Source organism: Cohnella phaseoli (assembly GCF_003386235.1).
GTDB lineage: Bacteria > Bacillota > Bacilli > Paenibacillales > Paenibacillaceae > Cohnella > Cohnella phaseoli.
In genome coordinates this window covers 294,277-316,487 of the sequence record NZ_QRDZ01000002.1, presented here as the reverse complement: position 1 = coordinate 316,487, position 22,211 = coordinate 294,277, and the positions used below count along the sequence as shown (strand labels likewise).

23 protein-coding genes and 1 tRNA gene are annotated in these 22,211 nt (G+C 56.2%); 14 read left to right on the top strand and 10 right to left on the bottom strand.

The window, feature by feature from the left end:
• Window positions 1–26: 26 nt before the first annotated feature.
• Genes DFP98_RS03520 through DFP98_RS03505 form a run of 4 tightly spaced genes read right to left on the bottom strand, consistent with a single transcriptional unit; the run spans window position 27 to window position 5,115 of the window.
• Window positions 27–1,199, bottom strand: a complete 1,173-nt coding sequence (locus DFP98_RS03520; protein WP_342772456.1) for a YheC/YheD family endospore coat-associated protein — start codon at window positions 1,197–1,199, stop codon at window positions 27–29.
• Window positions 1,196–2,572 (bottom strand): YheC/YheD family protein, encoded by a 1,377-nt coding sequence (locus tag DFP98_RS03515; protein ID WP_116059172.1) that lies wholly within the window; start codon window positions 2,570–2,572, stop codon window positions 1,196–1,198. The genes DFP98_RS03520 and DFP98_RS03515 overlap by 4 nt, the downstream gene beginning before the upstream one ends.
• The gene (locus DFP98_RS03510; protein ID WP_116059171.1) at window positions 2,553–3,773 is read right to left on the bottom strand and encodes a YheC/YheD family endospore coat-associated protein; all 1,221 of its coding nucleotides are present in this window, start codon (window positions 3,771–3,773) and stop codon (window positions 2,553–2,555) included. The genes DFP98_RS03515 and DFP98_RS03510 overlap by 20 nt, the downstream gene beginning before the upstream one ends.
• Entirely contained in the window at window positions 3,748–5,115 is a 1,368-nt protein-coding gene (locus DFP98_RS03505) for a YheC/YheD family endospore coat-associated protein (RefSeq protein ID WP_116059170.1), read from the bottom strand. Before DFP98_RS03505 ends, DFP98_RS03510 begins: the two co-directional genes overlap by 26 nt.
• Window positions 5,116–5,362: 247 nt before the next feature.
• Here DFP98_RS03505 and DFP98_RS03500 point away from each other — a divergent pair, with 247 nt between their 5' ends.
• Complete coding sequence (locus DFP98_RS03500) at window positions 5,363–6,367, top strand: MBL fold metallo-hydrolase (protein ID WP_246016394.1); 1,005 nt, start codon at window positions 5,363–5,365, stop codon at window positions 6,365–6,367.
• A 120-nt stretch (window positions 6,368–6,487) separates the two neighbouring features.
• On the opposite strand, the gene DFP98_RS03495 is transcribed toward DFP98_RS03500, so the two are convergent.
• Complete coding sequence (locus DFP98_RS03495) at window positions 6,488–7,027, bottom strand: phosphatidylglycerophosphatase A family protein (protein ID WP_116059168.1); 540 nt, start codon at window positions 7,025–7,027, stop codon at window positions 6,488–6,490.
• Between the two features lie 157 nt (window positions 7,028–7,184).
• Here DFP98_RS03495 and DFP98_RS03490 point away from each other — a divergent pair, with 157 nt between their 5' ends.
• From DFP98_RS03490 to DFP98_RS03480, 3 genes are all read left to right on the top strand, one after another.
• Window positions 7,185–8,261 (top strand): GerMN domain-containing protein, encoded by a 1,077-nt coding sequence (locus DFP98_RS03490; RefSeq protein ID WP_116059167.1) that lies wholly within the window; start codon window positions 7,185–7,187, stop codon window positions 8,259–8,261.
• Window positions 8,262–8,403: 142 nt separating this feature from the next.
• On the top strand, window positions 8,404–9,150 hold the full coding sequence (gene rph / locus DFP98_RS03485) for a ribonuclease PH (RefSeq protein ID WP_116059166.1): 747 nt from the start codon (window positions 8,404–8,406) through the stop codon (window positions 9,148–9,150).
• Window positions 9,147–9,794 (top strand): XTP/dITP diphosphatase, encoded by a 648-nt coding sequence (locus DFP98_RS03480; protein WP_116059165.1) that lies wholly within the window; start codon window positions 9,147–9,149, stop codon window positions 9,792–9,794. The genes rph and DFP98_RS03480 overlap by 4 nt, the downstream gene beginning before the upstream one ends.
• 269 nt (window positions 9,795–10,063) lie before the next feature.
• On the opposite strand, the gene asnB is transcribed toward DFP98_RS03480, so the two are convergent.
• The gene (gene asnB, locus DFP98_RS03475) at window positions 10,064–11,920 is read right to left on the bottom strand and encodes an asparagine synthase (glutamine-hydrolyzing) (RefSeq protein WP_116059164.1); all 1,857 of its coding nucleotides are present in this window, start codon (window positions 11,918–11,920) and stop codon (window positions 10,064–10,066) included.
• A gap of 465 nt (window positions 11,921–12,385) precedes the next feature.
• Here asnB and DFP98_RS03470 point away from each other — a divergent pair, with 465 nt between their 5' ends.
• From DFP98_RS03470 to DFP98_RS03465, 3 genes are all read left to right on the top strand, one after another.
• Window positions 12,386–12,715, top strand: a complete 330-nt coding sequence (locus DFP98_RS03470) for a hypothetical protein (RefSeq protein WP_116059163.1) — start codon at window positions 12,386–12,388, stop codon at window positions 12,713–12,715.
• Window positions 12,716–12,734: 19 nt separating this feature from the next.
• On the top strand, window positions 12,735–12,875 hold the full coding sequence (locus DFP98_RS38875) for a hypothetical protein (RefSeq protein ID WP_181917466.1): 141 nt from the start codon (window positions 12,735–12,737) through the stop codon (window positions 12,873–12,875).
• A gap of 122 nt (window positions 12,876–12,997) precedes the next feature.
• Complete coding sequence (locus tag DFP98_RS03465; RefSeq protein ID WP_116059162.1) at window positions 12,998–13,783, top strand: DeoR/GlpR family DNA-binding transcription regulator; 786 nt, start codon at window positions 12,998–13,000, stop codon at window positions 13,781–13,783.
• 3 nt (window positions 13,784–13,786) lie between these two features.
• On the opposite strand, the gene DFP98_RS03460 is transcribed toward DFP98_RS03465, so the two are convergent.
• Both DFP98_RS03460 and DFP98_RS03455 read right to left on the bottom strand, forming a co-directional pair.
• Window positions 13,787–14,215, bottom strand: a complete 429-nt coding sequence (locus DFP98_RS03460; protein ID WP_116059289.1) for an EamA family transporter — start codon at window positions 14,213–14,215, stop codon at window positions 13,787–13,789.
• A gap of 13 nt (window positions 14,216–14,228) precedes the next feature.
• Window positions 14,229–14,795: a GNAT family N-acetyltransferase gene (locus tag DFP98_RS03455; RefSeq protein ID WP_220377047.1), complete on the bottom strand. Its 567-nt coding sequence runs from the start codon at window positions 14,793–14,795 to the stop codon at window positions 14,229–14,231.
• A gap of 166 nt (window positions 14,796–14,961) precedes the next feature.
• On the opposite strand from DFP98_RS03455, the gene DFP98_RS03450 reads away from it, so the two are divergent.
• Window positions 14,962–15,038 (top strand) — tRNA-Arg (locus tag DFP98_RS03450).
• A 121-nt stretch (window positions 15,039–15,159) separates the two neighbouring features.
• On the opposite strand, the gene DFP98_RS03445 is transcribed toward DFP98_RS03450, so the two are convergent.
• Window positions 15,160–15,363 carry a hypothetical protein gene (locus tag DFP98_RS03445; protein WP_116059160.1) on the bottom strand — a complete coding sequence of 68 codons (204 nt, stop codon included), beginning with the start codon at window positions 15,361–15,363 and terminating at the stop codon, window positions 15,160–15,162.
• A gap of 184 nt (window positions 15,364–15,547) precedes the next feature.
• Complete coding sequence (locus tag DFP98_RS03440) at window positions 15,548–15,682, bottom strand: sporulation protein YjcZ (protein ID WP_116059159.1); 135 nt, start codon at window positions 15,680–15,682, stop codon at window positions 15,548–15,550.
• Between the two features lie 343 nt (window positions 15,683–16,025).
• Here DFP98_RS03440 and DFP98_RS03435 point away from each other — a divergent pair, with 343 nt between their 5' ends.
• From DFP98_RS03435 to DFP98_RS03410, 6 genes are all read left to right on the top strand, one after another.
• Window positions 16,026–16,949 carry a hypothetical protein gene (locus DFP98_RS03435; protein WP_116059158.1) on the top strand — a complete coding sequence of 308 codons (924 nt, stop codon included), beginning with the start codon at window positions 16,026–16,028 and terminating at the stop codon, window positions 16,947–16,949.
• A gap of 126 nt (window positions 16,950–17,075) precedes the next feature.
• Entirely contained in the window at window positions 17,076–18,365 is a 1,290-nt protein-coding gene (tig, locus tag DFP98_RS03430; protein WP_116059157.1) for a trigger factor, read from the top strand.
• A gap of 183 nt (window positions 18,366–18,548) precedes the next feature.
• Window positions 18,549–19,151: an ATP-dependent Clp endopeptidase proteolytic subunit ClpP gene (clpP, locus tag DFP98_RS03425; RefSeq protein WP_116059156.1), complete on the top strand. Its 603-nt coding sequence runs from the start codon at window positions 18,549–18,551 to the stop codon at window positions 19,149–19,151.
• 105 nt (window positions 19,152–19,256) lie between these two features.
• Window positions 19,257–20,513, top strand: a complete 1,257-nt coding sequence (gene clpX, locus DFP98_RS03420) for an ATP-dependent protease ATP-binding subunit ClpX (protein WP_116059155.1) — start codon at window positions 19,257–19,259, stop codon at window positions 20,511–20,513.
• Between the two features lie 113 nt (window positions 20,514–20,626).
• Complete coding sequence (gene ispG, locus DFP98_RS03415) at window positions 20,627–21,727, top strand: flavodoxin-dependent (E)-4-hydroxy-3-methylbut-2-enyl-diphosphate synthase (protein ID WP_116059154.1); 1,101 nt, start codon at window positions 20,627–20,629, stop codon at window positions 21,725–21,727.
• Complete coding sequence (locus DFP98_RS03410) at window positions 21,720–22,211, top strand: PCYCGC motif-containing (lipo)protein (protein WP_116059153.1); 492 nt, start codon at window positions 21,720–21,722, stop codon at window positions 22,209–22,211. The genes ispG and DFP98_RS03410 overlap by 8 nt, the downstream gene beginning before the upstream one ends.

Below are 22,211 nucleotides of genomic sequence, written 5' to 3'. Positions count from 1 at the left end.
AGCGACAAGGGATGCTCTGTTCGACGTCACGTGACCGCGCCTCCCCCAGATTCGTGCTTCAAACGGTGCAGATATAGACTATATTGAAAAATTCGTTCCAGCGACTTGTTGCGAATGTGCGGCTCGTCGAATTTCATCGGCTTGGAGTTGGCTTCGAAAAACCAGACATGGCCGGTCGTATCTACGCCGAGATCCATCGACATTTCACACAGCCTGCTATGCGAAGATCGTTCGATTTGCTTAGCTAGCGTAATCGTCGTCCCTTTCACCTTGCCGAGCACCTTGCCTGCTTTATCCTGTCCGAACACGGACACAAGCAATTTCTCCGGCTCGTCGATGTAACCTCCTCTGGGCACGTGAGTCGTAATGCTGGAATCGCCAGCAACTCTTGCACCGATGCCGGAAAGCTCCCACTGGCCGGCCCCGTTCTTCTGCACAAGCGCGCGCAGATCGAACGGCCGATTGTTCACGCAGGCAAGTGCGATTCCCTGCTGGACGATGTAAGGCTCTCCAAGCCGCTCGGATTGTCGCGAGACGCGATCCCACAGCCTCCTCATCGTACCTGCGCGGAAGGTTCGGCTGCCCTTCTCCTCCTGAATCTGCAGACGATAGGGCAGTTTTCGTTCCGGCTGTACGGTTACGGTCATAATGCCGACGCCTGCTTTGCCGCGAACAGGCTTGAGGTAGAGCAGGCGATGCCTTTTGAGCAGGCTGCTCAGCACGAGCGAGTCGGTCAGTTTTTTCGTTTCAGGGATGTAAGGCTTCGTTGCTCTGCTCTCGTTCAGCCACTGGAAGAGCGACCATTTGTTGAAGAAACGTCGATTAAATAGACGAATGTCGGGCTGCTTCGCCAAGGCGGACAGTTTCTTCTTCACTCTTGGCAGCCGTTCGTCCTCCCGCTGCGGAATCCGGTTGTATACGACATGAGGACGGGGGAACCAGGCTTGCACCCAAGTTTCGTCCGATTCCCGAAATATATAGCCGAGTATTCTGGGCGCCTGCAGCTTCAAATGCTTAACGGTAACGACGTAAGTGAGAATGCCCATCTGCTGGCCGGTTTGGATCAAATCCGCGAAGTTCGCCCGATTGCCCCTAAACAATTGCGTATCGTCCTCGATTGTAAGGATTGCGACGACCGGCTTGTCGGTCGTCGCTTCCATTACGCTCGCCTTGGTTTGGAGAGGTTTAGGAATCGTCAAGATTCATCCCTCCTGCGGAATCTGCTTAGATAGAGACAATGCTCGAGAATGTATTCCAGAGAGGCTTTGCCTTGCTCCTTCAAGGCGGGATGCTTGAAGATCGATCTGCCGGGCTTGGCGTTCGCCTCGAACATCCATACCTCGCCGTCGCGGTCGATGCCGATGTCGAGGCCGAGCTCGCCGAGTTGGTGCGAATAATTCCGCTCGATCGCTTCGGACAGCCGGACGGCAACCGTTCTAGCCTCCTTCAGTACTTCCTCCGAACGCGCTCCGAACGCGCGGCCGAGCGCCTGCTCGGGCGTCATGAGCGAGCCCCCGTTTTTGATGTGCGTCGTTACGCTTCCGCGTCCGGCTTTCTTGGCCCCGATACCGGCGACGACCCATTCGTTGCGTCCGTCCTTATGCATGTGAAAGCGGAAATCGATCGGACAATTGTCGATTTCGACAAGGCGTATGCCTTGCTGTGCGACATAGTTGTTCAAGTCGCCTCCGTGTCGGGCTCTCAGCATTTTCATCAGGCCGGCAAAGGTACTGAAGCGCAGCAGCACGTTGCCGCCGCTTTTGCGATAGCGGATGAAATAGCCTTTGCGCGGATGATAGGTCAGGCGATAGATGCCTGCGCCGAGGCTGCCTGCGCTTGGCTTGTAGTACAGAAACTGATGCTTCTCCAGAAGCTCTTTAATTTTCTCCGGCGCCGGGTTGTTGACCGACTCTGGCAAGTGCCGCAGCGCTTCGGGATCGTTGTCGAGCAGCTTATAGACGTCGGCTTTATTGAAGAAGCTCCAGTTGAAAAACGGGATTTTCTTGCGAATAAACCGCTCGCGAAGCGAGGTGATCGTTGCGCCCGTCTCGGCGCGCCGACTCGGAAGCCGGTTATAGATGACGTCGGGAAGCGGGACGATTCGTCTCGTCCAGCCGCCTCCGCCGTCGAGAAACCAGCCGTTGATCTTCTCCTGCTGCCAGTTGATATCCCGGGGCGTAAAGGCGAACATGTAGGCGCGCTTCTGGCCAAGGCCCAGCAATTGCTTGACGAACCCGGTCCGTTCACCGAACGGGGCGGAGGAAGAGCGCGTTCCGCTGTCCGTGAGTACCCCGATCAAGGGACCGAGCTGAATGTCTTCTCCTTCTTCGCCTACGAGATAGACGCTGCCTGATTTCGGAACTTTCACGGAACGGCGCAGCCCCGCGGACATATATACATGGTTGCCTTTACGTTTGATGGTTCGAACCGTGGCGGGCACGACGTCTTTGCCGAGCTTGACGTTGACCGATTTACGTCCGCCAAGCTTAAGCAGCTTCGCAAGCGGGCTGGAGAACCATACGATACGTTCCGGCTGCTGTGTGAAATGGACGTTACAGATGGTCAAACTCATGAATTACCCTCCCAGGTGAAGCGCAACCGCTACCCGGCGGCGATCGCCGCGCGTCGGTTGTCGCAAGTCGAAGCAAGATGGATTTGGCATAGGACAGAGGCTGCTCCGCTGCGGCCGAGGCGGCTCCTTCGCCAGCGGAGCTCATGGCGGAGCGGCCCGGCTTGGAGTTGGCTTCCAGAAACCAAAGCTTGCCGCTCCGTTCTATTCCGAAGTCCAAACCGATTTCGGCGAATCTCCCAAAAGTTTGTTCCAAACGCGTGACAATGGACGAAGATAGCTTGGCGATCTCCTCCAGCAGTTCCCCGCCCCGGCGTTCGCCGAACTGCGCAATCAAAGTACCGGCAGCCGGAGCGGCCTTGCCTCCGCCATGAAGATTGGCCGTAACGGACGAAGGGGCGCCGATCCGGGCGGCGATTCCGGTCAACGACCATCTACCGCGACGGTTTTTCTGCATCAAGGCTCGGAGGTCGTAAGGCTCCCCGGAGCCGCTTCTCATATCCAGCAGCGGCTGCATCAGATACTTCCTGTCGCCGATCCAGCGATCAATTCTGCGCAGCGCTTCAGCCGAGTTGTCATAGCTGCGTATAAGTGGCCGATTGCGGTCGTCCCTTCCGGACAGCGCCGCACCGCCTCCCGAATCGAGCGTAATAGCCAGCACCCGCTTGCCTTGACTTCCGGCGACCGGCTTAAGGAAGGCGGCGCCGTTGTGTTTGCGCAGCCAAAGAGCCAGCGAGGAAGCGCCCTCGTATAAGGCTGTAGGCGGCAAGTAAGCGGCGAACTCGCTCTCCTTGACGAGCATTTCGTATACTTTGCCTTTGTGCGGCAGGCTACCGTTGAGAAGCACGAGCCGCTTGGCCGTTTGAACGGCTTTCAGGGCACGTCGATACCGCAGCTTCTCCTCCTCCGATTCCGGCCAGGCGCGGTCGTAGACGACGGAAGGCAGCCTGCGATTGGAAGGCTCCCAGTCCCGCGATTGCTCGTTCCAGCTCCATCCTTTGACGGAATCGTCCCGCGGGTTCCACGTCCAGGGCGCGAAGGCGAACAGCTGCATGCCTAAACCGGCGGCGATAACGGACAAACGTTTGACATAGCGACTTTCGGCGAACGGCGGCCAGCCTGGGCGCTCGCAGACGAGCACGCCGAGCTCTGCGGGCGACGGCGCTCCGATGACCGTCTTAGAAGCCTGAAATATAGCGGGCATATTGAATGAGCATCCGTACCGAAGGACGGATTTTTCCTTCCTTAAGCGGTGTGTTATCGTTCTTAGAAGGCTTGGAATTCACTTCGAGCAGCCATACCCGGCCGGACGTGTCGAGCGCGAGATCGATGCCGAGCTCGGCGAAATGCGCGGGAATGTACATGTCGATGCCTTTGGCAATGTCCAAAGCGGCTCTCGACAGGCGCAAGGAAGCGTCTCCCCGATGTTGGGCGGGAAGATTGGACTTGGCGACGGATTCTCTGACGGTCGACAACGTGCCTCCGCGGGCGAGGTTAGAGACGAAGTGCTGGCTCCCCGCCGTTCGGGCGACAATCGAAGTAATCGCCCATTTGCCGCTGGCGTTTTTTTGCGCGAGCGCCCTGTAGTCGACCGGCCTTCCGCCGATTTCGATCAATTGCAGGCCTTGCTGAATCAGGTAACGAACGGTTTTCATCTTGCCTGCGAGCGTAGAGAACAGCTTCACCAGACTTCCGAACGTTTGCCGCTTCGTGCCGAGGGCTGTGGCGTACGAAGCTTGCCAGTTGTCCGGACCGAGACGGGAAACGCGAATGATGCCTTTGCCCAGACTGCCTCTTACAGGCTTAAGGAAGACGGTGCTGTACCTGGAGCACATGCTTTTGAGCATCGTATAGTTGTGCAGGGAGTGGGATTCCGGCAAATACTTCTGCAAGCCTGCGTCCTTCTTGAGCGCGTCGAACACTTCCGACTTGTCGAGAAACTTCTCATTGAACACGTGCGCGCCGAAGCGGCGCTTGATTTCCCCCATGAACTGTTGAACAACCGGCCTGTTCTCCAGTTTGCGGGAGGTGAGACGATTGTTGACGACATCGGGCGCCGGGAGCGTTAACCTGTGCCAGCCTTTGGTGTATACCCAGCCCTCCACGGAAGAGAGACTTGACCCGATGGCGTTCGGAGTGAAAAAATACACGTATGCGCCTTGGCTCCGGCAGGCATCCGTCAGCTCGCGGCAAAACATCGTAATATCCCCGAACGGCTTATCCGGCTGATTCGAATGATCCCGGCTGACCAGCACGCCGATCAACGGGCCGAGGGCGAGCGTCCGGGTCGACTGCTGATACAGCAGACGCAGCGGAGTGCCCGAATAGATGCCCATTCGGCGAGCGAGCGTTTGGCTGATGCGCAGCCCCTCGTACCGGGGAACCGGGACGACGGTAACGGAGTGGCGGAAAGAACCGAACTGCAGAGCAAGGTGCTGCTGGGAGGGTATTCTCAATTGCTTGATCAGGGACTCCCCCAGCATCAGGACGTCGTCGGACAGTATGCCGGAACTGACGACATGAACGTCGATTTTCGGGGTGGACATGTTTCGTACTCCTTCCACCTGTGCGAATGTCGCGGAGAAGGCTTAGAGGCTTCCTTCCCGGGGGCTAGCGAGAATACTCCATCATATGAGGACATCTATCTATCGGTGATTGCCCCGGTTGGATTGGGACTGGCGAACAATGAAGGTCGGGATGGAAATTCGGCAACCGTTTTGCGGCGATGAAGAGGGCGGTCCATAACGGGGAAAGAGCTGCGAAACGATTGATTATTGTGGGGAGATGCGAACGATGAACGATCGGATTACGGAATGGGACGGAGGCTGGCTGCAGGTTAAAGTGCCGCTTCCGTATTCGTTAAAATGGGTAAACGCATATTTGCTGCCCGAGGGAGAAGCAGGCTGGACGGTGATCGACCCGGGGCTGCGGCTGGAGGAGACGGAAGCGTTCTGGGAAGAGTTGATGAGGAGTCGCAATCTGGCGTGGACGAGCATTACCAGCATCGTCGTCACCCATCATCATCCCGACCATTATGGGATGGCCGGGTGGTTTCAGGAGCGCACCGGCGCGCCGGTCTGGATGTCCCCGGTTGCGCTGCGCAATGTGCGCCGGCTATGGGGAGAAGGGGAGACGTTCTCGGACGAGTTGACCGCAGCATTGCTGCGCCATGGATTGCCCGCAGAGCTGGGCGAAGCTATGCACGGGCATCTGGCAGGTTTTCGGGAGAAGGTGTCGCCGCATCCGCGCGAAGTGCGGCTCGTTTCGCCGGGAGAGACGTTCGTGATGGGCGGCATCGAATGGGAGGTGCATGGGGGAGAAGGCCATGCTCCGGGCCATCTGCTCTTCTACGATCGGATGAGCCGTCGATTGCTTGGAGGAGATCAGGTGTTGCCGGACATCTCGCCTAACATCGGTTGGATGCCTGGGGGAGATCCAGACCCGCTGCTGTCTTTTCTGGACAGTCTGCGGAGGCTCCGATCGCTGGAGGTGGGCATTTTGTTTCCAGGCCATCGGAATCCTTACTCCCGTTACCGCGAGCGGATCGACGAACTGCTCGATCATCACGTTCGGCGGATGAACAAGATGGCGGAGCTGATCGGAGACGGAGAGCTTACCGCTTTCGAAGTGTGCGAGCTGTTGTTCGGAGCCAAGCTGAGAAGCAATACGCACAATCTGCGCTTTGCGCTGGCGGAGACGATCGCCCATCTTGTCCGGATGGAAGCCGAGGGGATGATCGTCCGAATTGTCCATGAGGGAGCACCCGGCGAGGCGGCTGAGCGCTGGCGTCGGCAGTGAAGCTGAACGGACGCAAAATAAACAAGGCCCATTCGCTAAGTGCAGCAATCGACTTGGCGGATGGGCCTTGCTTGTTAGGCTAGTGCAAAAAGTCCGGGTTCATCACCGAGACGGCGGGTCTTATTCTCCGCTTTGGCGGGCCGCTTCCTCGCGCTCTGCCTGCTTGCGGTGGGCAATACGGCTCGAAGCGGACGCGGCGATGGCGCCGACGATGTCGTCCAGGAAAGTGTGGGTCGCTCCGCTGCTCTTGTCGTTCAGCTTTTTCAAAATGCCGGGCTTCAGCTTGTCGACATATCCGAAATTGGTCAGGCCGATGCTGCCATAGACGTTAACAATGCTTAAAGCCAATATTTCATCGCAGCCGTAGAGTCCTTCGTCGTAGGCGATCATGTCCTGCAGGGGCGGCAGAAGCTTGCCTTCCTCCGCGAGCATGTCTAGCTGAATGCCGGTTAGCACCGCATTCTGCACCTCGCGCTTGGACAATACCGCTTCGACGTTGAGGACGCACTCGTCAAGCGTCAAATCCGGGAAGTAATCTTTTTGCAGCAGCATGACGAGCTGTCCGATTTGCTCCTTGGTTACGCCGCGTTTCGTCAGCCATTCTTCCGTCGCTTGCGCGACCTGTTTGCTGTTAAGGCGGTACACGTTCGGTTGGGACATTCTCAACACCTCTTTCTGAAGCCTGTCGGCCTCCGTTTGAACTCAAATGGGACAAACTAACATATTTGCGCCAAGGGCTCGTATACATAGTACTACAAATAGAGTTCCGGTGAAACGGCAGTCTATTCGACGGTCCCAATTCAAGGGAGGTTAGTTCATGAGAAAGACGCTGTATCGTAAGACCACGCTGAGAAAATGGGCGCTGCTCCTGCTGCTTGTTCCGCTGCTATCCGCCTGCAGTCTGGTTGGAGGAAAAGATGGAAACAATGCCGCCCAGACCAGCATCGATCCTCCACCAAGCGATCTGGAAGAGGTATGGATGCAGGACGCCGAGCAAACCGCAATCACGGATGTCGGCGAGATGATTACCGTCTATTTGCTTGACCGCAACGAATATTTGGCTCCCATGTCGCTTAGGGTGGACCAGCAGCCGGCCAACCCGGTTTCCGGAGCGGAGAAGGCTATCGCTTGGATGACCGCCAACCGGCAACTGGCGGACCAGTTGCCGCCGGGATTTGTAGCCGTGCTGCCGGAAGGGACGAAGGTCAACGCAGTAACGGAAAATGCCGCCGAGCAGACGATATCAGTCGATTTCGCCGCTCCGCTACCCGGGATTCCCGCCTCGCGGGAGCGTAAGGTAATCGAAGCGCTTGTCTGGACGCTGACGGAGCTGCCCGGCATCGATAAGGTAAAGCTGTCTGTCGGCGGCCTGCCGATCCGTTCGCTGCCTTCCTCAGGCTTGCCGGTAGACGCCGTCTTGACCCGCGGACTCGGTATCAACGTGGAGAAGGGCAAGGACGTTCAGCCGACCTATGCGATGGGCGTAACGCTGTACTTTTCCTCGCAGACGGCGGACGGGGAAGGCTACTTTGTCCCTGTTACGAGGCTCGTCAACCGTCAGGAAGACGCTGCGAAGGCGGCGCTTGAGCAGCTGATCGCGGGTCCGCAGAACACGAAGGCGCTTCAGCCGGTGCTGACCCCGGACGTCTCGATCGAGAAGCTTGTCCGCATGGCCGATACCGTCAACGTTTCTTTGAAGGACGCCGCAGGAATGCCGAAGTCCGAAGTGCCGTCCAGCATGATGGAGGCCCTCGTGCTTACGCTAACGGAAGCGACGGATTTGCCCCAGGTGAGCGTCGTCATGAACGGGGACGATTCTTTCCTGGATTCGGACAAACGCACGTATGACCGTCCGGTTACCCGTCCGCTCTACATTAACTCGCTCGCACGCTGACCATTGATTCGATTAACCGGCTGCGCCTACTCGGATTCCGAGCGAGGCGCAGCTTTTTTCAGCGATGGCGGCAGTGGTTCGGATGCTTTTGCGTTCAACCTCTGGTAGAATGGGAAGGATTGAGTAGTTGGGAGGTTAATCAATGAGATCCGATGGCAGACAACAAGGCGAGCTGCGGTCTTTCGCAATTGCGCTGAACCCGAATAAATATGCGGAGGGCTCCGTGCTCATCGAAGTCGGGAACACCAAGGTGCTATGCACGGCGTCCGTGGAGGAGAGAGTGCCTCCGTTTCTTAAAGGGCAAGGCAAGGGATGGGTAACTGCGGAATACGCCATGCTCCCCCGCGCGACGCATACCCGCAATCATAGGGAATCCGCCAAGGGTAAGCTAACGGGGCGGACGATGGAAATTCAGCGCTTGATCGGACGGGCTTTGCGCTCGGTCGTCGACCTGCATGCGCTCGGGGAGCGGACGATTACGCTCGATTGCGACGTGCTTCAAGCGGATGGAGGAACAAGAACGACGTCCATTACGGGCGCTTTTATTGCGCTTGCACTGGCGATACATAAGTTATCGGGCACGATTACGTTTGAGAAGTATCCGTTGACGGATTACTTGGCTTCGGTCAGCGTGGGAGTTATACAGAATCAGCCGGTCGTTGACTTGAACTATGAAGAGGACTCCAAGGCGAAGGTCGATATGAATGTCGTCATGACGGGAGCGGGCGCTTTTGTCGAGGTACAGGGCACGGGCGAGGAGGCGCCGTTTACGCGACAGGAGCTGGATCGGATGCTGAGCTTGGCGGAAGCCGGAATTCAGGAGCTGATCGCGCGGCAGAAGGAAGCGTTAGGACAGGCCGGTGCGCGGATCGGCGGTGGCGGTCAATGATTCGCAAGGGAGACACGCTGCTGATCGCGACGAGAAACCGGGGGAAAACGAAGGAGTTCCGCGAAGCCTTCGGTCAGCTTGGAGTGATCGTCCAGGATCTGAACGAGGTTGAAGGCATTCCGGACATCGAAGAGACGGGGACGACCTTTGAGGAAAACGCGACAATTAAGGCGAAGGCGGTTGCCGCCCTGGTCGGAATGCCGGTGCTTGCCGACGATTCCGGGCTGATCGTCGACGCTTTGGACGGAGCGCCGGGCGTATACTCTGCCCGTTATGCGGGCGAGCCGGCCAACGACGCCGCCAACAACGAGAAGCTTCTGCGAGAGCTCGGGCGTGTGGTCTCTTCGGGCGACCCGCTGCCTGAAGCGGGCGAAGATGTCGCGGCGCTGAGCTCGGCCAGGTTCGCATGCTCGCTGGTGCTGTACGATCCGTCGGACGACAGCAAGCTGGCGGCGGAAGGCTACGTCGAAGGACGGATTATGAATCGTCCTCGCGGCAGCGGCGGCTTCGGCTACGATCCGCTGTTCTGGCTGCCTTCCCTGCAGCGCGGTATGGCCGAGCTGACCCCGGAGGAGAAGAACCGGATCAGCCATCGCGGCGTAGCGCTGAGGAAGCTGCTGGCGCTGCTTGCGGATAAAGAGTAAACCTAGAGGGGCTGTCCCATAAGCTAAGTTGCTTAAGATGATCATTACACCAAGTAAGGGGTATGTACCTCCTGTAGATTGCCTCATACGCTCCCGAAATTACTCTGTGATGGGTTTACCCATTCAGATTTCGGGAGCGTATCGCATCGGAAGGAGGTACATCCCCCTTAACCTTTAGTATGGATCATCTTTGAAAGCAACTAAGAGAGCTTATGGGGCAGCCCTCTTTTTGCAAAGCGGGCGAGGCCGCGCTATTATCGACTCCTTCGCTACAAAACCAACTTGACCTTATAATGCCGCAGCCAGAAATCCACCTGCAGCAAGTAGGCGAACAACTGAGGGCCGGACATGAGCTGGCCGAACCACGGAATATGGGAGCCGGCATCGCTCGCTGCGGCCAGCTCGCGGATGCGGGCGGCGTCGACCAACGGGAGCAGCGGGGACGACGGATCGTCCAGCTTTTCCAGCAGTCGGTCTCTTACAGCGGCGAAATAGTGCGGATTGTGCGTTTTCGGATACGGACTTTTTTTGCGATAGAGCACGTCGTCGGGCAGCACGCCCTCAAGCGATTTGCGCAGAATGCCTTTCTCGCGCATGCCCGCCGTCTTGATCTCCCAAGGGATGTTGAACACATATTGGACGAGCCGGTGATCGCAAAACGGCACTCGAACCTCGAGGCCGACGGCCATGCTCATTCTATCCTTGCGGTCGAGCAGCGTAGGCATGAAGCGGGTAATGTTCAAATACGACATGCGCCGCATCCGCCGGTCCGCTTCGCTCTCTCCGGGAAGCTGCGGAACCTCGGCGACGGCTTGTGCGTAGCGGTCGGCCAAGTATTCTTGCGGTCTGAGCTTGGCTCTGAGCTCCGGAGATAGCAGGCTGGCCCTCAAATCCGTCGCAAGCGACCAAGGAAAAGTCTCCGCCTTAAGCGCATCCTCTCGATGAAACCACGGATAACCGCCGAAAATTTCGTCGGCGGCCTCGCCGGAAATCGCCACCGTCGCCTCCTTTTTAATCTCCCGGCAAAATAAATACAAGGAAGCGTCGATATCCGCCATGCCGGGCAAATCCTTCGCCAGCACCGCAGCGTCGAGCGCTCCCGCAAGCTCCGGCGTATCGAACTGCTTCGGATGATGAATCGTCCCCAAATAGTCGTTCATCCGCTTGATCCACGGGGCGTCCGCGTTCGGCTGAAAATCGTGGGCCTGAAAATGCTTGTCGTTATCGACATAATCGACCGAAAACGTATGAACCCGGCCCTGACCCGTTCTATCGTAGTAGTCGACCGCAAATGCGGTCAGCGCGCTGGAATCGAGCCCTCCGGACAGCAGCGTACAGATCGGCACGTCGGAGACGAGCTGCCGTTCGACCGTGTCCGCGAGCAGCTCGCGCACCGCTTCGGCCGTACTCGCGACATCCTGCTCATGCTCCGCGCTTTCCAACTGCCAGTAGGCGTGCAGCTTCATTCCGTTGCGGTCGTAAAGCAGACAGTGTCCGGGCTTCAATTCGCACATGTCCTTCCATACCCCGTGTCCCGGCGTGCGTGCCGGACCGATGACGAACAGCTCCGCCAGTCCCTCTGCGTCGATGGTCGCCTCCACATCCGGGTGAGCCAGAATCGCCTTTGGCTCGGAGCCGAACAACAACCGTCCTTCCTCTCGACGGTAGAACAGCGGCTTGACGCCGAGACGGTCTCTGGCCATAAACAATTTTTGTTCCGCCGTATGCCACACCGCAAACGCGAAAATGCCGTTAAGCCGATCCACGCAGCCCGGTCCCCATTCCACATACGCCAGCAGCAGCACTTCGGTATCGCACGTCGTGCGAAAGCGATAACCAAGAGTCTCCAATTCCCTGCGCAGCTCCGGTGCATTGTACAGCTCACCGTTATACACAAGCACGCAGTCGTGACTGTCCGAGTCCTTGGCCGGACGAATCATCGGCTGTGCTCCTCCCGCGGGGTCCATCACGCTCAGGCGGCGGTGCCCGAAAGCGCAATAACGGGAAAGCCACGTGCCTCTAGCATCCGGACCTCGCGGTTCGAGCGTTTCCGTCATTTTCTCGATCGTATTCGCCTGTCTCGTTAAATCCGCATTCCAGTCTATCCAACCGGTAATCCCGCACATCGGTCTCCCCCTCCTTTCTAAAAGGTAGTTCAAAAAGTCCGATTTTGATCACGATGCTTCTCCATGAAGCAGACTCGACATCGAATCTTGAACTCAGCCGGACCTTCCGGTACTCATGTAGGTTTTCCTACACTCCGTTCCTCAGTTCCTAGCTTCATCCAACCTTCTCGGTGCTGAAAACCGAACTTTTTGAACTCTCATTTGTTGAGGTAGTTCAAAAAGTCCGATTTTGATCACGATGCTATTCCATGAAGCAGACTCGACGTCGAATCTTGAACTCAGCCGGACCTTCCGGTACTCATGTAGGTTTTCCTACACTCCGTTCCTCAGTTCCTTGCCTTCGATCAAAGGGCATTCGAAGCATATTCAGATGGATATGACGAAAAAGGGCATAAGATGTATGTCCGCGGGGAGAAAATAGACGGAGACTACGCCCCGTCAGCGGGGGAAAGGAGTCCGACGCGCATGAATGACGCCGATACGCCGGAGGACGGCAAAAGAACTTACTACGTTGCGGTGGGGCCTGGACAAATTTTGACGGATCCCGAGGCGGCCGCCTTCGAATTCGCGATTCGGGCTACCGAAGCGGAGATCGACAAGCTGGAAGAGCTGTTCCAGGATGCCCAGGATGCGGATGAGGACGAAATTTTCGATTACAGCGGCTCTCCGCTGGTCGCCGATTCGCCGCAAAACGAGACCTACGATGCGCTGCTTAAAGACATTTACCGGATGCTGCACGAGCTTGGCACGTACGAGACGAGAAACCACATCGAATCGATGAACATTTTGCAGTAGCGGGGGAGGTGAGACAGCGGTGACGGACCAATTCAAGAAAAATAAAGGCAATCAAATCGCCCATAAGGGCGAGGAATTTGTCGAGGAGACGCTCAAAAACAATATCGCCCATTCTGCGATGAACAATCCGAAAAGACTTGACCGGATCAGACGAGGCTGACTTCGCGAGCCGCTCCGCCCTTTACGGGCTGGGCGGCTTCTTTGCACTATGGCGATTTACAGCTCTTCCCGGCTGGTGTACCCTTTTACATATGTAGATGTTTAAAAGTAGGAGGAGATAGCGTGTCATTAGTCGGAGAAGAGCGTAAAGCTTACATTTTGCAGCAGTTGAATTTGGAAGGAAAGGTCAGAACGTTCGATCTCGTCAACGAGCTGAAGGTATCGTCGGAGACGATTCGCAAATATTTGGAGGAGCTCGAGGCGGACAACAAGCTGAAACGCGTCTACGGCGGGGCGCTGAAGCTGGATGAATCCCGAGAGGAGCCGGCCTATCAGAAGCGGGAGGCGATCAATTCCGAGGAGAAGCGCAGAATCGGCTTGGCTGCGGCGACTCTTGTGGAAGACGGAGACGTCATCTTTATCGACGACGGTACGACAACGCTGCCAATGATTGACGGCATACTGGGTAAAAAAAATATTACGGTGTTGACGATCTGCGTCGCCGGCATGTGCAAGCTGATCGACTATGCGAACCGAGGTTTGTTCAGCGGCAAAATTTATTTCATCGGTGGGGAGATCGATGCGTCGCAGTCCCGTTCGACCGGAACGGTCGCAGTCCGGATGGCCGAGTTGTTTTATTCCGACAAGGCTTTTATCTCCGTGGACGGGTTAACGGTCGAACGTGGGCTGACAGGCTTTGACACTCCGAGAGGCGTGCTTGCCCGTAAAATCATCGAACATGCGAAGCAGACGATCGTCGTAGCCGACAAGACGAAGTTTGGCCAGGCCCAACTGTTCAAGATTTCCGATCTGCAGGATATCGATCTTGTCGTCAGCGACGTCTCCGCTCCTCCGGAGTGGAAATCTGCCCTGAAGGCGAAACAGGTCACATGGATTAAAGCCGAATAAGGACTATTTCCAAGCTACGAGAATGGCGCCGATGGCGATTAATGCGACGCCGGCCGAATTGATCCATGAAATTCGTTCTCCAAGAAAGAAAAAGGCGAGCAGCACGGCCAGCACAACGCTGAGCTTGTCGATCGGTCCGACCTGGGACACCTTCCCCCCCTTAAGGGCCAGAAAATAAAACAGCCACGACAGTGCCCCGGCTACCCCGCTGAGCACGATAAACGACAGCGCCTTTTTTTGCGTGAAAATTTCGCCGAGCTGAGTGAACTTTCCTTGAACAACGACGACACCGAGCAGGAAAAGCGCCATAATGACCGCGCGGATAGCCGTTGCCGAGTTGGCATCGACATCCTTTAATCCGATTTTGCCGAAGACGGCGACGAGGGCCGCCGTCGCGGCGGATAGCAGTGCATAGATTAGCCACATTCCGATCTCTCCTCCAAGGTTAAGACAGGCTTTTGACCATGTGCCAAAAGGGTTTGTCATGAATCTTGATTTCCTTGTCCGCACGGTAGCCAAGTTTAACATATAGAGCGTGCGCGCCTTCGTTCGTCTGATCGACGTTTAAGGCGATTTTGTCGTGGCCCAGCTCCCTGGCTCTGTTTTCGGCCGCCGCGATGAGCTGTTTGGCATATCCTTTGCCTTGCTGCGAAGGGTCGACGGCGATCGCGTCGATGTAATACTCGTCCTCATCCGCTTCGTCATCGATCGTAATCGCCGGATTTCCGCTCTTGCGGCTGAGATGCTCCAGAACGGGTTTGTAAAGCCGCTCGGCGTCGCTGCCGTGATAACACAAAATCATCCCGACGGGAATGCCGTTTTCTACTTTCGCCAGAATGCAGGAACGGCTAAAACGGTTGCCTTCAGCGTCGATGAACGCTTCCAGCTGACGCAAGACGTCTCGTTCGGAGGATTCCCCTGTCAGTTGGTAAGCGATATCCTGTATAGCCAGCAGGATAAGGCGGGCGAGGGACGATGCGTCGCGCTCGCCGGCTGCTCGAATGGTCATCATGATCACCTTCATTTTCTTTAACATTCTTAAATGATCTTAGCTTGTTAGGGGAGCAATTTCAAATCTTTAGCGGGAATAAAGGGCCTCCGTCTGTACCCTGGAACAAAAATAGGCGACAAAAAAGGGTTGCGCGACATCCCTTTATATGCTAATATACTTTTTGCGTGTCTCAGTAGCTCAGCTGGATAGAGCAACGCCCTTCTAAGGCGTCGGTCGGGGGTTCGAATCCCTCCTGGGACGCCATTTACGAAGACACATTCGTTTGGACGATACATAAGAAGCCCATACCCTTCTGAGCGAAGGTATGGGCTTCTTTCCTTGTTGCGCTCTGGGACGGACGGCAACGGGATCGTGACGGCGGCAGCTAATCGTCCCAACGCTCGGGCTCGGACATGAACCAGGCAATATGCGTGCAGCGCTGGCAGACAAGAATCGTGGCGTTCCGGTTCGCCCAATCCAAGCCGAAGAAGGTAGCCCCTCTTGAGTTGAGCTGTCTGTAATCTTTATCGAAAGTGTCGTTCCTGCAGCAGGGACAGACAATCATTGCGCCGTCGGCTCTAAATCTCATATTCAACAGCTCCTTTGCTGGGGGAATCGTATATAGTTATGTACGATTTGGCGCGCGAATAGTTGCATGTTGCAGAAAACCCCCGCTGCGGCAGTCGCCGCGGCGGGGGTTCTCAGCAGAAGCAACATTCGCCATCTAGAGTGGAATTAGAGTCGTCATCTGCGGCGATTGGGAGGTGTAGCTCTTACCAGATGCCAGCACCGGCACGCAAGATAATGACGAGAAGGATAAACAACACCAGCGCGAATGCTGCCGCGCCCATGCCGCCGCCGCCGCCGTAGCAAGGACCAACGCCTGCGCCTCCAACCGGGTAACTCATGCAATCACCACCCAACTGCGAAGATTGAAGTCATGTGATAGCTTATGTGGAGGCCAATATACGGCCAGTGCATTCGCACAGATTGCAAATAATCCACGTCAGCCCACGCCAATTCGACGGCTTCGTCATATATGCCGGCAGGCTGCGCGAAAAATGAATGCCGAACCGGAGGTTCGTCAAGCAAAAGTGACGCAGCAAGGGGCGAAAAGGCGGTGAAAGGTGCCCCTGAGCGGGTTTTCAGACACGTCCTAAAGCGATTTTTTCTTTTAGAATGCGTTCATGCTATAATTTTGCAGACGATGTGCGTTTCAAATGCCGGTACAGGTGGAGGAGAACTGCCCACATGACGGATCAACCGAAAGATAATCTGGTGCTGTTTCCGAAAACGCTGGATTATTATCAAATACAGCTGACGAAAATGCTGGAAACGGAGCGTTACGGCGAAGCCAAAGCGCTGCTCGGCTTCCTGCTTCAATGCAGGGGGGAAGCGGAGCGGCATCATACGGAATGGCAGGCGCTGCTCGGGTGGCTCGACGCCGCGTTCCCTACAGCCGAGGGAGATTTGGATTACGAGGCATGGATGCAGGGCGACGAGCAGGAAGACGAAGGCGAAGAGGAAATTTTCAAGCGCAGATTGGCGGAGCGTACCCAATCGGATGTCAATTACATACCTGAGCTGCTGGCTTCCTTGCACAACGGCGACGACCCGGGTCAGCAGATGCTCATTTTGGCGCAATTGCAGCATCTTTTTCATCCGGACATCGACAGCTCTCTCAGACAGTGGCTAGCCCGCGAGGAATATATCGCCCCCGTGCAGTTTCGCGCATTACAGGCGATCCGGAAACAGGGTGGAAGCGGGCCCGTAGCGTTCTGGAGAGACGGAGAGAGCTTGACCGTGGAGGCGGCGGATACGCCGTTAAGCTTCGCGGAGTTTCCCCAAGGGATGCATCAGGCGCTGGAACGGGTGAAGCAGTCGGCGGAGGTGTCGGACCCGACTCTTTCCTACTTCGCGGAAGAGACGTGGAAGGATTGCGCCGAATTGGCCTACGGGACGCCGATGTTCAAAAGCATGGCCGAGGACGACGACGGCTCCTCGGACGTCTGGGCGGCCGCGCTTCACCAACTGTTGATGGAGAGGCTGCACGCGAAGATGAACGATGAAGGCATCAGAGAGCAGTACGGCATTACCGATGAGCTGCGCTTTCGTTACGAGCAGGCGCTGCGCTGGCTTAGAAGCTATGCGATGGAGCCGCAAATTACGGATTAATTACCGATCGATGAAGGATTATAACGGTTTGTGCCTTGAACCGAGCGCAATGTTGTTCTATAATGGAATGGTTTATGTGATTTGTCGCATCGCAGCGGCAAGATGTTACGGAGGGGAAAGCATAATATGACAGCAAATTGGGAAAAAATAGAGAAGAACCTCGGCGTTCTTGAAGTTGAAGTGGACGCGGAGCAAGTCACTCTGGCATTGGACAAAGCATTCCGCAAGGTCGTTCAGAAAGTAAACGTACCGGGCTTCCGCAAAGGCAAAGTGCCGCGCGCGATTTTCGAAGCTCGTTTCGGCGTTGAAAGCTTGTATCAGGACGCGATCGACATTTTGCTTCCTGAAGTGTACACGAAGGCAATCGACGAAGTCGGCATCGAGCCGATCGATCGTCCGGATATCGACGTAGAGCAATTCGCTAAAGGCCAATCCTTCAAGTTCAAAGCGAAAGTTCCGGTAAAGCCGGAAGTGAAGCTGGGCGAATACAAGGGCGTAGTCGTCCCTGTAGAGAGCGCGGAAGTAACGGAAGAAGAAGTGAACGCGGAGCTTGAGCGTCTGCAACAGCGTCACGCGGAGCTGGTCGTCGTTGACGAAGGTCCGGCTCAACTGGGCGACTTCACTTCCATCGATTTCGAAGGCTTCCTCGACGGCGTACCGTTCGAAGGCGGCAAAGGCGAGAAGCATTCTCTGGAACTCGGCTCCGGCTCGTTCATTCCGGGCTTCGAGGACCAAGTTGTCGGCCTGAACATCGCGGAAGAGAAGGACATCGACGTTACCTTCCCTGAAAACTATCAAGCGGAGAACCTGGCCGGCAAAGCGGTCGTGTTCAAAGTGAAGCTGCATGAGATCAAGCGTAAAAACCTGCCGACGCTCGACGACGAATTCGCCAAAGACGTAAGCGAGTTCGACACGCTGGACGAGTTCAAAGCCGATCTGTCTAACAAGCTAGGCGAGCGTAAAACGAAGGACGCCGAAGCGGCTCGCGAGACGGCGATCGTCGACAAAGCGGCGGAAGCGGCCGAGCTGGAAGTTCCGGAAGTGATGCTCGAGACCGAGATCGGCGCTATGCTGAAGGATTTCGAAAATCGTCTGCGCCAGCAAGGCATGACGCTCGACCTGTACTACCAGTTCAGCGGCCAGGACGAAGCGGCCCTGAAAGGGCAAATGCGCGGCGACGCCGAGAAGCGCGTTCGCAGCAACCTTGTGCTTGAAGAAATCGCCAAAGCGGAAAACCTGGAAGTGTCCGAAGAGGACGTAAACGAAGAGCTTGACAACCTGTCGAAGCTTTACAATCGTCCTGCGGATGAGCTTCGCGGCATTTTCTCCGCGAACGGCTACCTGGACAACCTGAATGCGGATCTCAAAGTTCGCAAAGCCGTGAAGTTCCTCGTAGAAAACAGCAAATCCGAGTAATCTGCGCAACAAAGACAAGGCACGTGCAAATCGCGTGCCTTATTTTTCACCCTGAATACATACGAAATGCCAAGAGTTGGAACGACGAAAGCCCGAAAACGGCCCGTCAACATGACATTCCGATTTGAACGTGTTAAACTATTACCGAGATTCGAACGTCTATTGAGAAAAGGGGTTGGTAACATGCTAGTACCTATGGTCGTCGAGCAAACGAATCGCGGAGAGCGGTCGTACGACATCTACTCAAGACTCTTGAAGGACCGCATTATTTTTCTCGGAAGCGCGATTGACGACGATGTCGCCAATCTCATTATCGCTCAGCTGTTATTCCTGGCGGCGGAAGACCCGGAGAAGGATATTCATCTGTACATCAACTCCCCGGGCGGCTCGGTAACGGCCGGCATGGGAATTTTCGATACGATGCAGTTCATCAAGCCTGACGTATCCACGATCTGCGTAGGAATGGCCGCCAGCATGGGCTCTTTGCTCCTGACGGCGGGCGCGCCCGGCAAGCGCTTTGCGCTTCCGAACAGCGAGATCATGATTCATCAGCCGCTTGGCGGGGTAAGAGGTCAGGCATCGGATATTAAGATTCATGCGGATTGGATCGTCAAGACGAAGCAGAAGCTGAATCAGATCTACGTTGAGCGAACCGGCCAGCCGTACGAGAAAATCGAACGGGACACCGACCGCGATAACTTTATGAGTGCGGAAGAAGCGGTCGCTTACGGTCTGGTCGACCGGGTCATCACCCAGCCGACGGCTGTCGACAATCCGCAAGCTTAAGAAGACAACAACTTCCCGCGACTTTAATAAGTCCGCTTTTCAGCTTCTTGTGATGCGGCGTGATCAAAAGCGGACACTAGGAGCGGTTGAATAAGGAGGGTATACATGTTCAAGTTCAGCGACGAGAAAGGCCAGTTGAAGTGTTCGTTCTGCGGCAAATCGCAGGATCAGGTAAGAAAGCTGGTTGCCGGCCCCGGCGTCTATATATGCGACGAGTGCATCGAGCTGTGCACGGAGATCGTGGAGGAGGAGCTCGGCCACGAGGAAGAGCTCGATCTGAAGGACATTCCGAAGCCGAAGGATATTCGCAACATTTTGGATCAATACGTCATCGGCCAGGAGCAGGCGAAGAAATCGCTGTCCGTTGCCGTATACAACCACTACAAGCGCATTAACTCCCAAGCCAAGATCGAGGACGTCGAACTGCAGAAGAGCAACATCATGCTCGTAGGTCCTACAGGCTCGGGCAAGACGCTGCTTGCGCAGACGATGGCCAAAATTTTGAACGTACCGTTCGCGATCGCGGATGCGACTTCGTTGACGGAAGCCGGCTATGTGGGCGAGGATGTCGAAAATATTTTGCTTAAGCTGATCCAGGCTGCGGATTACGACGTGGAGAAAGCGGAGCGCGGCATCATCTACATCGACGAGATCGACAAGGTGGCCCGCAAATCCGAAAATCCTTCGATCACGCGCGACGTATCCGGAGAAGGCGTGCAGCAGGCGCTGCTGAAAATTCTCGAAGGTACGGTCGCTTCCGTGCCTCCGCAGGGCGGACGCAAGCACCCGCATCAAGAGTTTATCCAGATCGATACGACCAACATTCTGTTCATCTGCGGCGGCGCTTTCGACGGCCTGGAGCAAATTATCAAACGCCGGATCGGCAAAAAGGTAATCGGCTTCAGCTCCGTCCTCGAAGGACAGAAGGATATGAAGCCGGGCGAATATTTGTCGCTTGCGCAGCCTGAAGATTTGCTGAAATTCGGGTTGATTCCCGAGTTTGTCGGCCGTCTTCCGGTCATCTCCACGCTGGAGCCGCTCGACGAGCCGGCATTGGTTCGCATTCTGTCCGAGCCGAAGAACGCCCTCGTCAAGCAGTATCAGAAGTTGCTGGAGATGGACAACGTCAAGCTCGAATTCGAGAGCGGCGCGCTGGAAGAGATCGCTCGCGAAGCGATCAAGCGGAACACGGGAGCGCGCGGACTTCGGGCCATTATCGAGAGCGTTATGCTCGACGTAATGTACGATGTGCCTTCACGCGACGATGTGGTCAATTGCTTGGTCACCGAAAAGGCGATCAAAGACAAGGTAGCGCCGGAGCTGACGACCAAAAAAGGCAAGAAAAAAGAAGAAAGCGCGTAACGGGAGCAGGACGGAAGCCGCAAGGCCTTTCGGCCGCCGCGGAATTCGCCTAGATTGCCGGTTCCACCCCGCCTATGCGGGGTGGACTTTGGCGTATACAGGGGAGAAATTTTATGTACAAACGTACGGACACCGTCGCTGTGCAAGTCGGCAACCTGACGATCGGCGGCAACAACAAGGTCCTATTGCAAAGCATGTGCACGACCAAAACGGCGGACGTGGAGGCGACCGTCGCCGAGATCAAACGGCTGGAGGAAGCAGGCTGCCAGCTCGTGCGAGTTACCGTCAACAACAAGGAAGCGGCGGAAGCGATCAAGGAAATTAAACGGCGGATCAGCATTCCGCTCGTTGCCGATATTCATTTCGATTACAGATTGGCTCTGCTGGCGATTGAGAACGGCATCGACAAGGTGCGGATCAATCCCGGCAACATCGGTCGCCGCGAGAAAGTCGAAGCGGTCGTTAAGGCGTGCAAGGAACGCAAAATTCCGATCCGCATCGGCGTGAACGCCGGCTCGCTGGAAAACCATCTGCTGGAGAAGTACGGATACCCGACGGCAGACGCTATGGTTGAGAGCGCGCTATTCCATATCGGCATTCTTGAGGAGCTTGATTTTCACGATATTATCGTCTCGCTTAAAGCTTCGGACGTGCCTATGGCGATCGAAGCGTATACGAAAGCGGCCGAAGTGATTCGATATCCGCTCCATCTGGGCATTACCGAAGCCGGGACGCTGTTCTCCGGCACGATTAAGAGCTCGGCGGGGCTTGGCGTGCTGCTTAACCACGGCATCGGCAATACGATGAGAATTTCGCTCAGCGCAGACCCGGTTGAGGAGATCAAGGCGGCGAGAGAACTGCTCAAGGTGTTCGGTCTGATTACCGACGCTCCGACGCTTATTTCCTGTCCGACCTGCGGACGGCTCGATATCGACTTGTTCGCCGTGGCAAACGAGGTTGAGGAATATTTGTCCAAGCTTAAGGTTCCGATCAAGGTATCCGTTCTCGGCTGCGCCGTCAACGGTCCGGGAGAAGCGCGCGAAGCCGACATCGGCATCGCCGGCGCTCGTGGCGAAGGCATGCTGTTCCGCTACGGGGAGATGATCCGCAAGGTGCCGGAGGCGGAGCTCGTCAGCGAGCTGAAGAAGGAAATCGACCAGATCGCGGCGGCTTACGCCGAGACAGGGGTTATACCGGGGAGGAGACATGGCTAAGCTGAAGAGGCTGGCGGTTGCTGCAATCGGTCTGGGGCTGCTTGCGGCTGCCGCTTGCGGTAAAGCCGAAAACTCCCATGAGGAGCATCTCTCCCACGCGCCTAACGGAGATCTCAGAGAAATTACCGCTTCCGTAGATAAGATGCCTTCTTTTCTCGAAGAGCAGCCGGAAGCGGTGAGGCTGGCCTACCAGATTGCCGGTACAATAGAGGATACGCTGCAATGGATTCCTTGCTACTGCGGCTGCGGCGACAGTGCAGGACATAAGAGCAATTTGAATTGCTTCATCAACGAAGTTCGCGCAGACGGCACGGTCGAATGGGACGATCACGGCACGAGATGCGGCGTCTGTGTTCAGATCGCCGTCGAATCGGCCCAGATGAAGCAGCAGGGCAAATCGAATTTGGAAATTCGCAAGCTAATCGACAGCAACTATCAAACCGGATACGCCAAGCCTACGGACACGCCAATGCCTGCGGCGTGA

Excerpts from the sequence above, each read along its gene's own strand:
- DFP98_RS03480 (WP_116059165.1), top strand. The coding sequence starts at position 9,147 with ATGATTCGCAAGGGAGACACGCTGCTGATCGCGACGAGAAACCGGGGG.
- DFP98_RS03435 (WP_116059158.1), top strand. The coding sequence starts at position 16,026 with ATGACGGATCAACCGAAAGATAATCTGGTGCTGTTTCCGAAAACGCTG.
- DFP98_RS03505 (WP_116059170.1), bottom strand. The coding sequence starts at position 5,115 with ATGTCCACCCCGAAAATCGACGTTCATGTCGTCAGTTCCGGCATACTG.
- tig (WP_116059157.1), top strand. The coding sequence starts at position 17,076 with ATGACAGCAAATTGGGAAAAAATAGAGAAGAACCTCGGCGTTCTTGAA.
- DFP98_RS03490 (WP_116059167.1), top strand. The coding sequence starts at position 7,185 with ATGAGAAAGACGCTGTATCGTAAGACCACGCTGAGAAAATGGGCGCTG.
- DFP98_RS03470 (WP_116059163.1), top strand. The coding sequence starts at position 12,386 with ATGAATGACGCCGATACGCCGGAGGACGGCAAAAGAACTTACTACGTT.
- clpP (WP_116059156.1), top strand. The coding sequence starts at position 18,549 with ATGCTAGTACCTATGGTCGTCGAGCAAACGAATCGCGGAGAGCGGTCG.
- asnB (WP_116059164.1), bottom strand. The coding sequence starts at position 11,920 with ATGTGCGGGATTACCGGTTGGATAGACTGGAATGCGGATTTAACGAGA.
- DFP98_RS03455 (WP_220377047.1), bottom strand. The coding sequence starts at position 14,795 with ATGATGACCATTCGAGCAGCCGGCGAGCGCGACGCATCGTCCCTCGCC.
- clpX (WP_116059155.1), top strand. The coding sequence starts at position 19,257 with ATGTTCAAGTTCAGCGACGAGAAAGGCCAGTTGAAGTGTTCGTTCTGC.
- DFP98_RS03510 (WP_116059171.1), bottom strand. The coding sequence starts at position 3,773 with ATGCCCGCTATATTTCAGGCTTCTAAGACGGTCATCGGAGCGCCGTCG.
- DFP98_RS03410 (WP_116059153.1), top strand. The coding sequence starts at position 21,720 with ATGGCTAAGCTGAAGAGGCTGGCGGTTGCTGCAATCGGTCTGGGGCTG.
- DFP98_RS03440 (WP_116059159.1), bottom strand. The coding sequence starts at position 15,682 with ATGAGTTACCCGGTTGGAGGCGCAGGCGTTGGTCCTTGCTACGGCGGC.
- DFP98_RS03495 (WP_116059168.1), bottom strand. The coding sequence starts at position 7,027 with ATGTCCCAACCGAACGTGTACCGCCTTAACAGCAAACAGGTCGCGCAA.
- ispG (WP_116059154.1), top strand. The coding sequence starts at position 20,627 with ATGTACAAACGTACGGACACCGTCGCTGTGCAAGTCGGCAACCTGACG.
- DFP98_RS03500 (WP_246016394.1), top strand. The coding sequence starts at position 5,363 with ATGAACGATCGGATTACGGAATGGGACGGAGGCTGGCTGCAGGTTAAA.
- rph (WP_116059166.1), top strand. The coding sequence starts at position 8,404 with ATGAGATCCGATGGCAGACAACAAGGCGAGCTGCGGTCTTTCGCAATT.
- DFP98_RS03515 (WP_116059172.1), bottom strand. The coding sequence starts at position 2,572 with ATGAGTTTGACCATCTGTAACGTCCATTTCACACAGCAGCCGGAACGT.
- DFP98_RS03445 (WP_116059160.1), bottom strand. The coding sequence starts at position 15,363 with ATGAGATTTAGAGCCGACGGCGCAATGATTGTCTGTCCCTGCTGCAGG.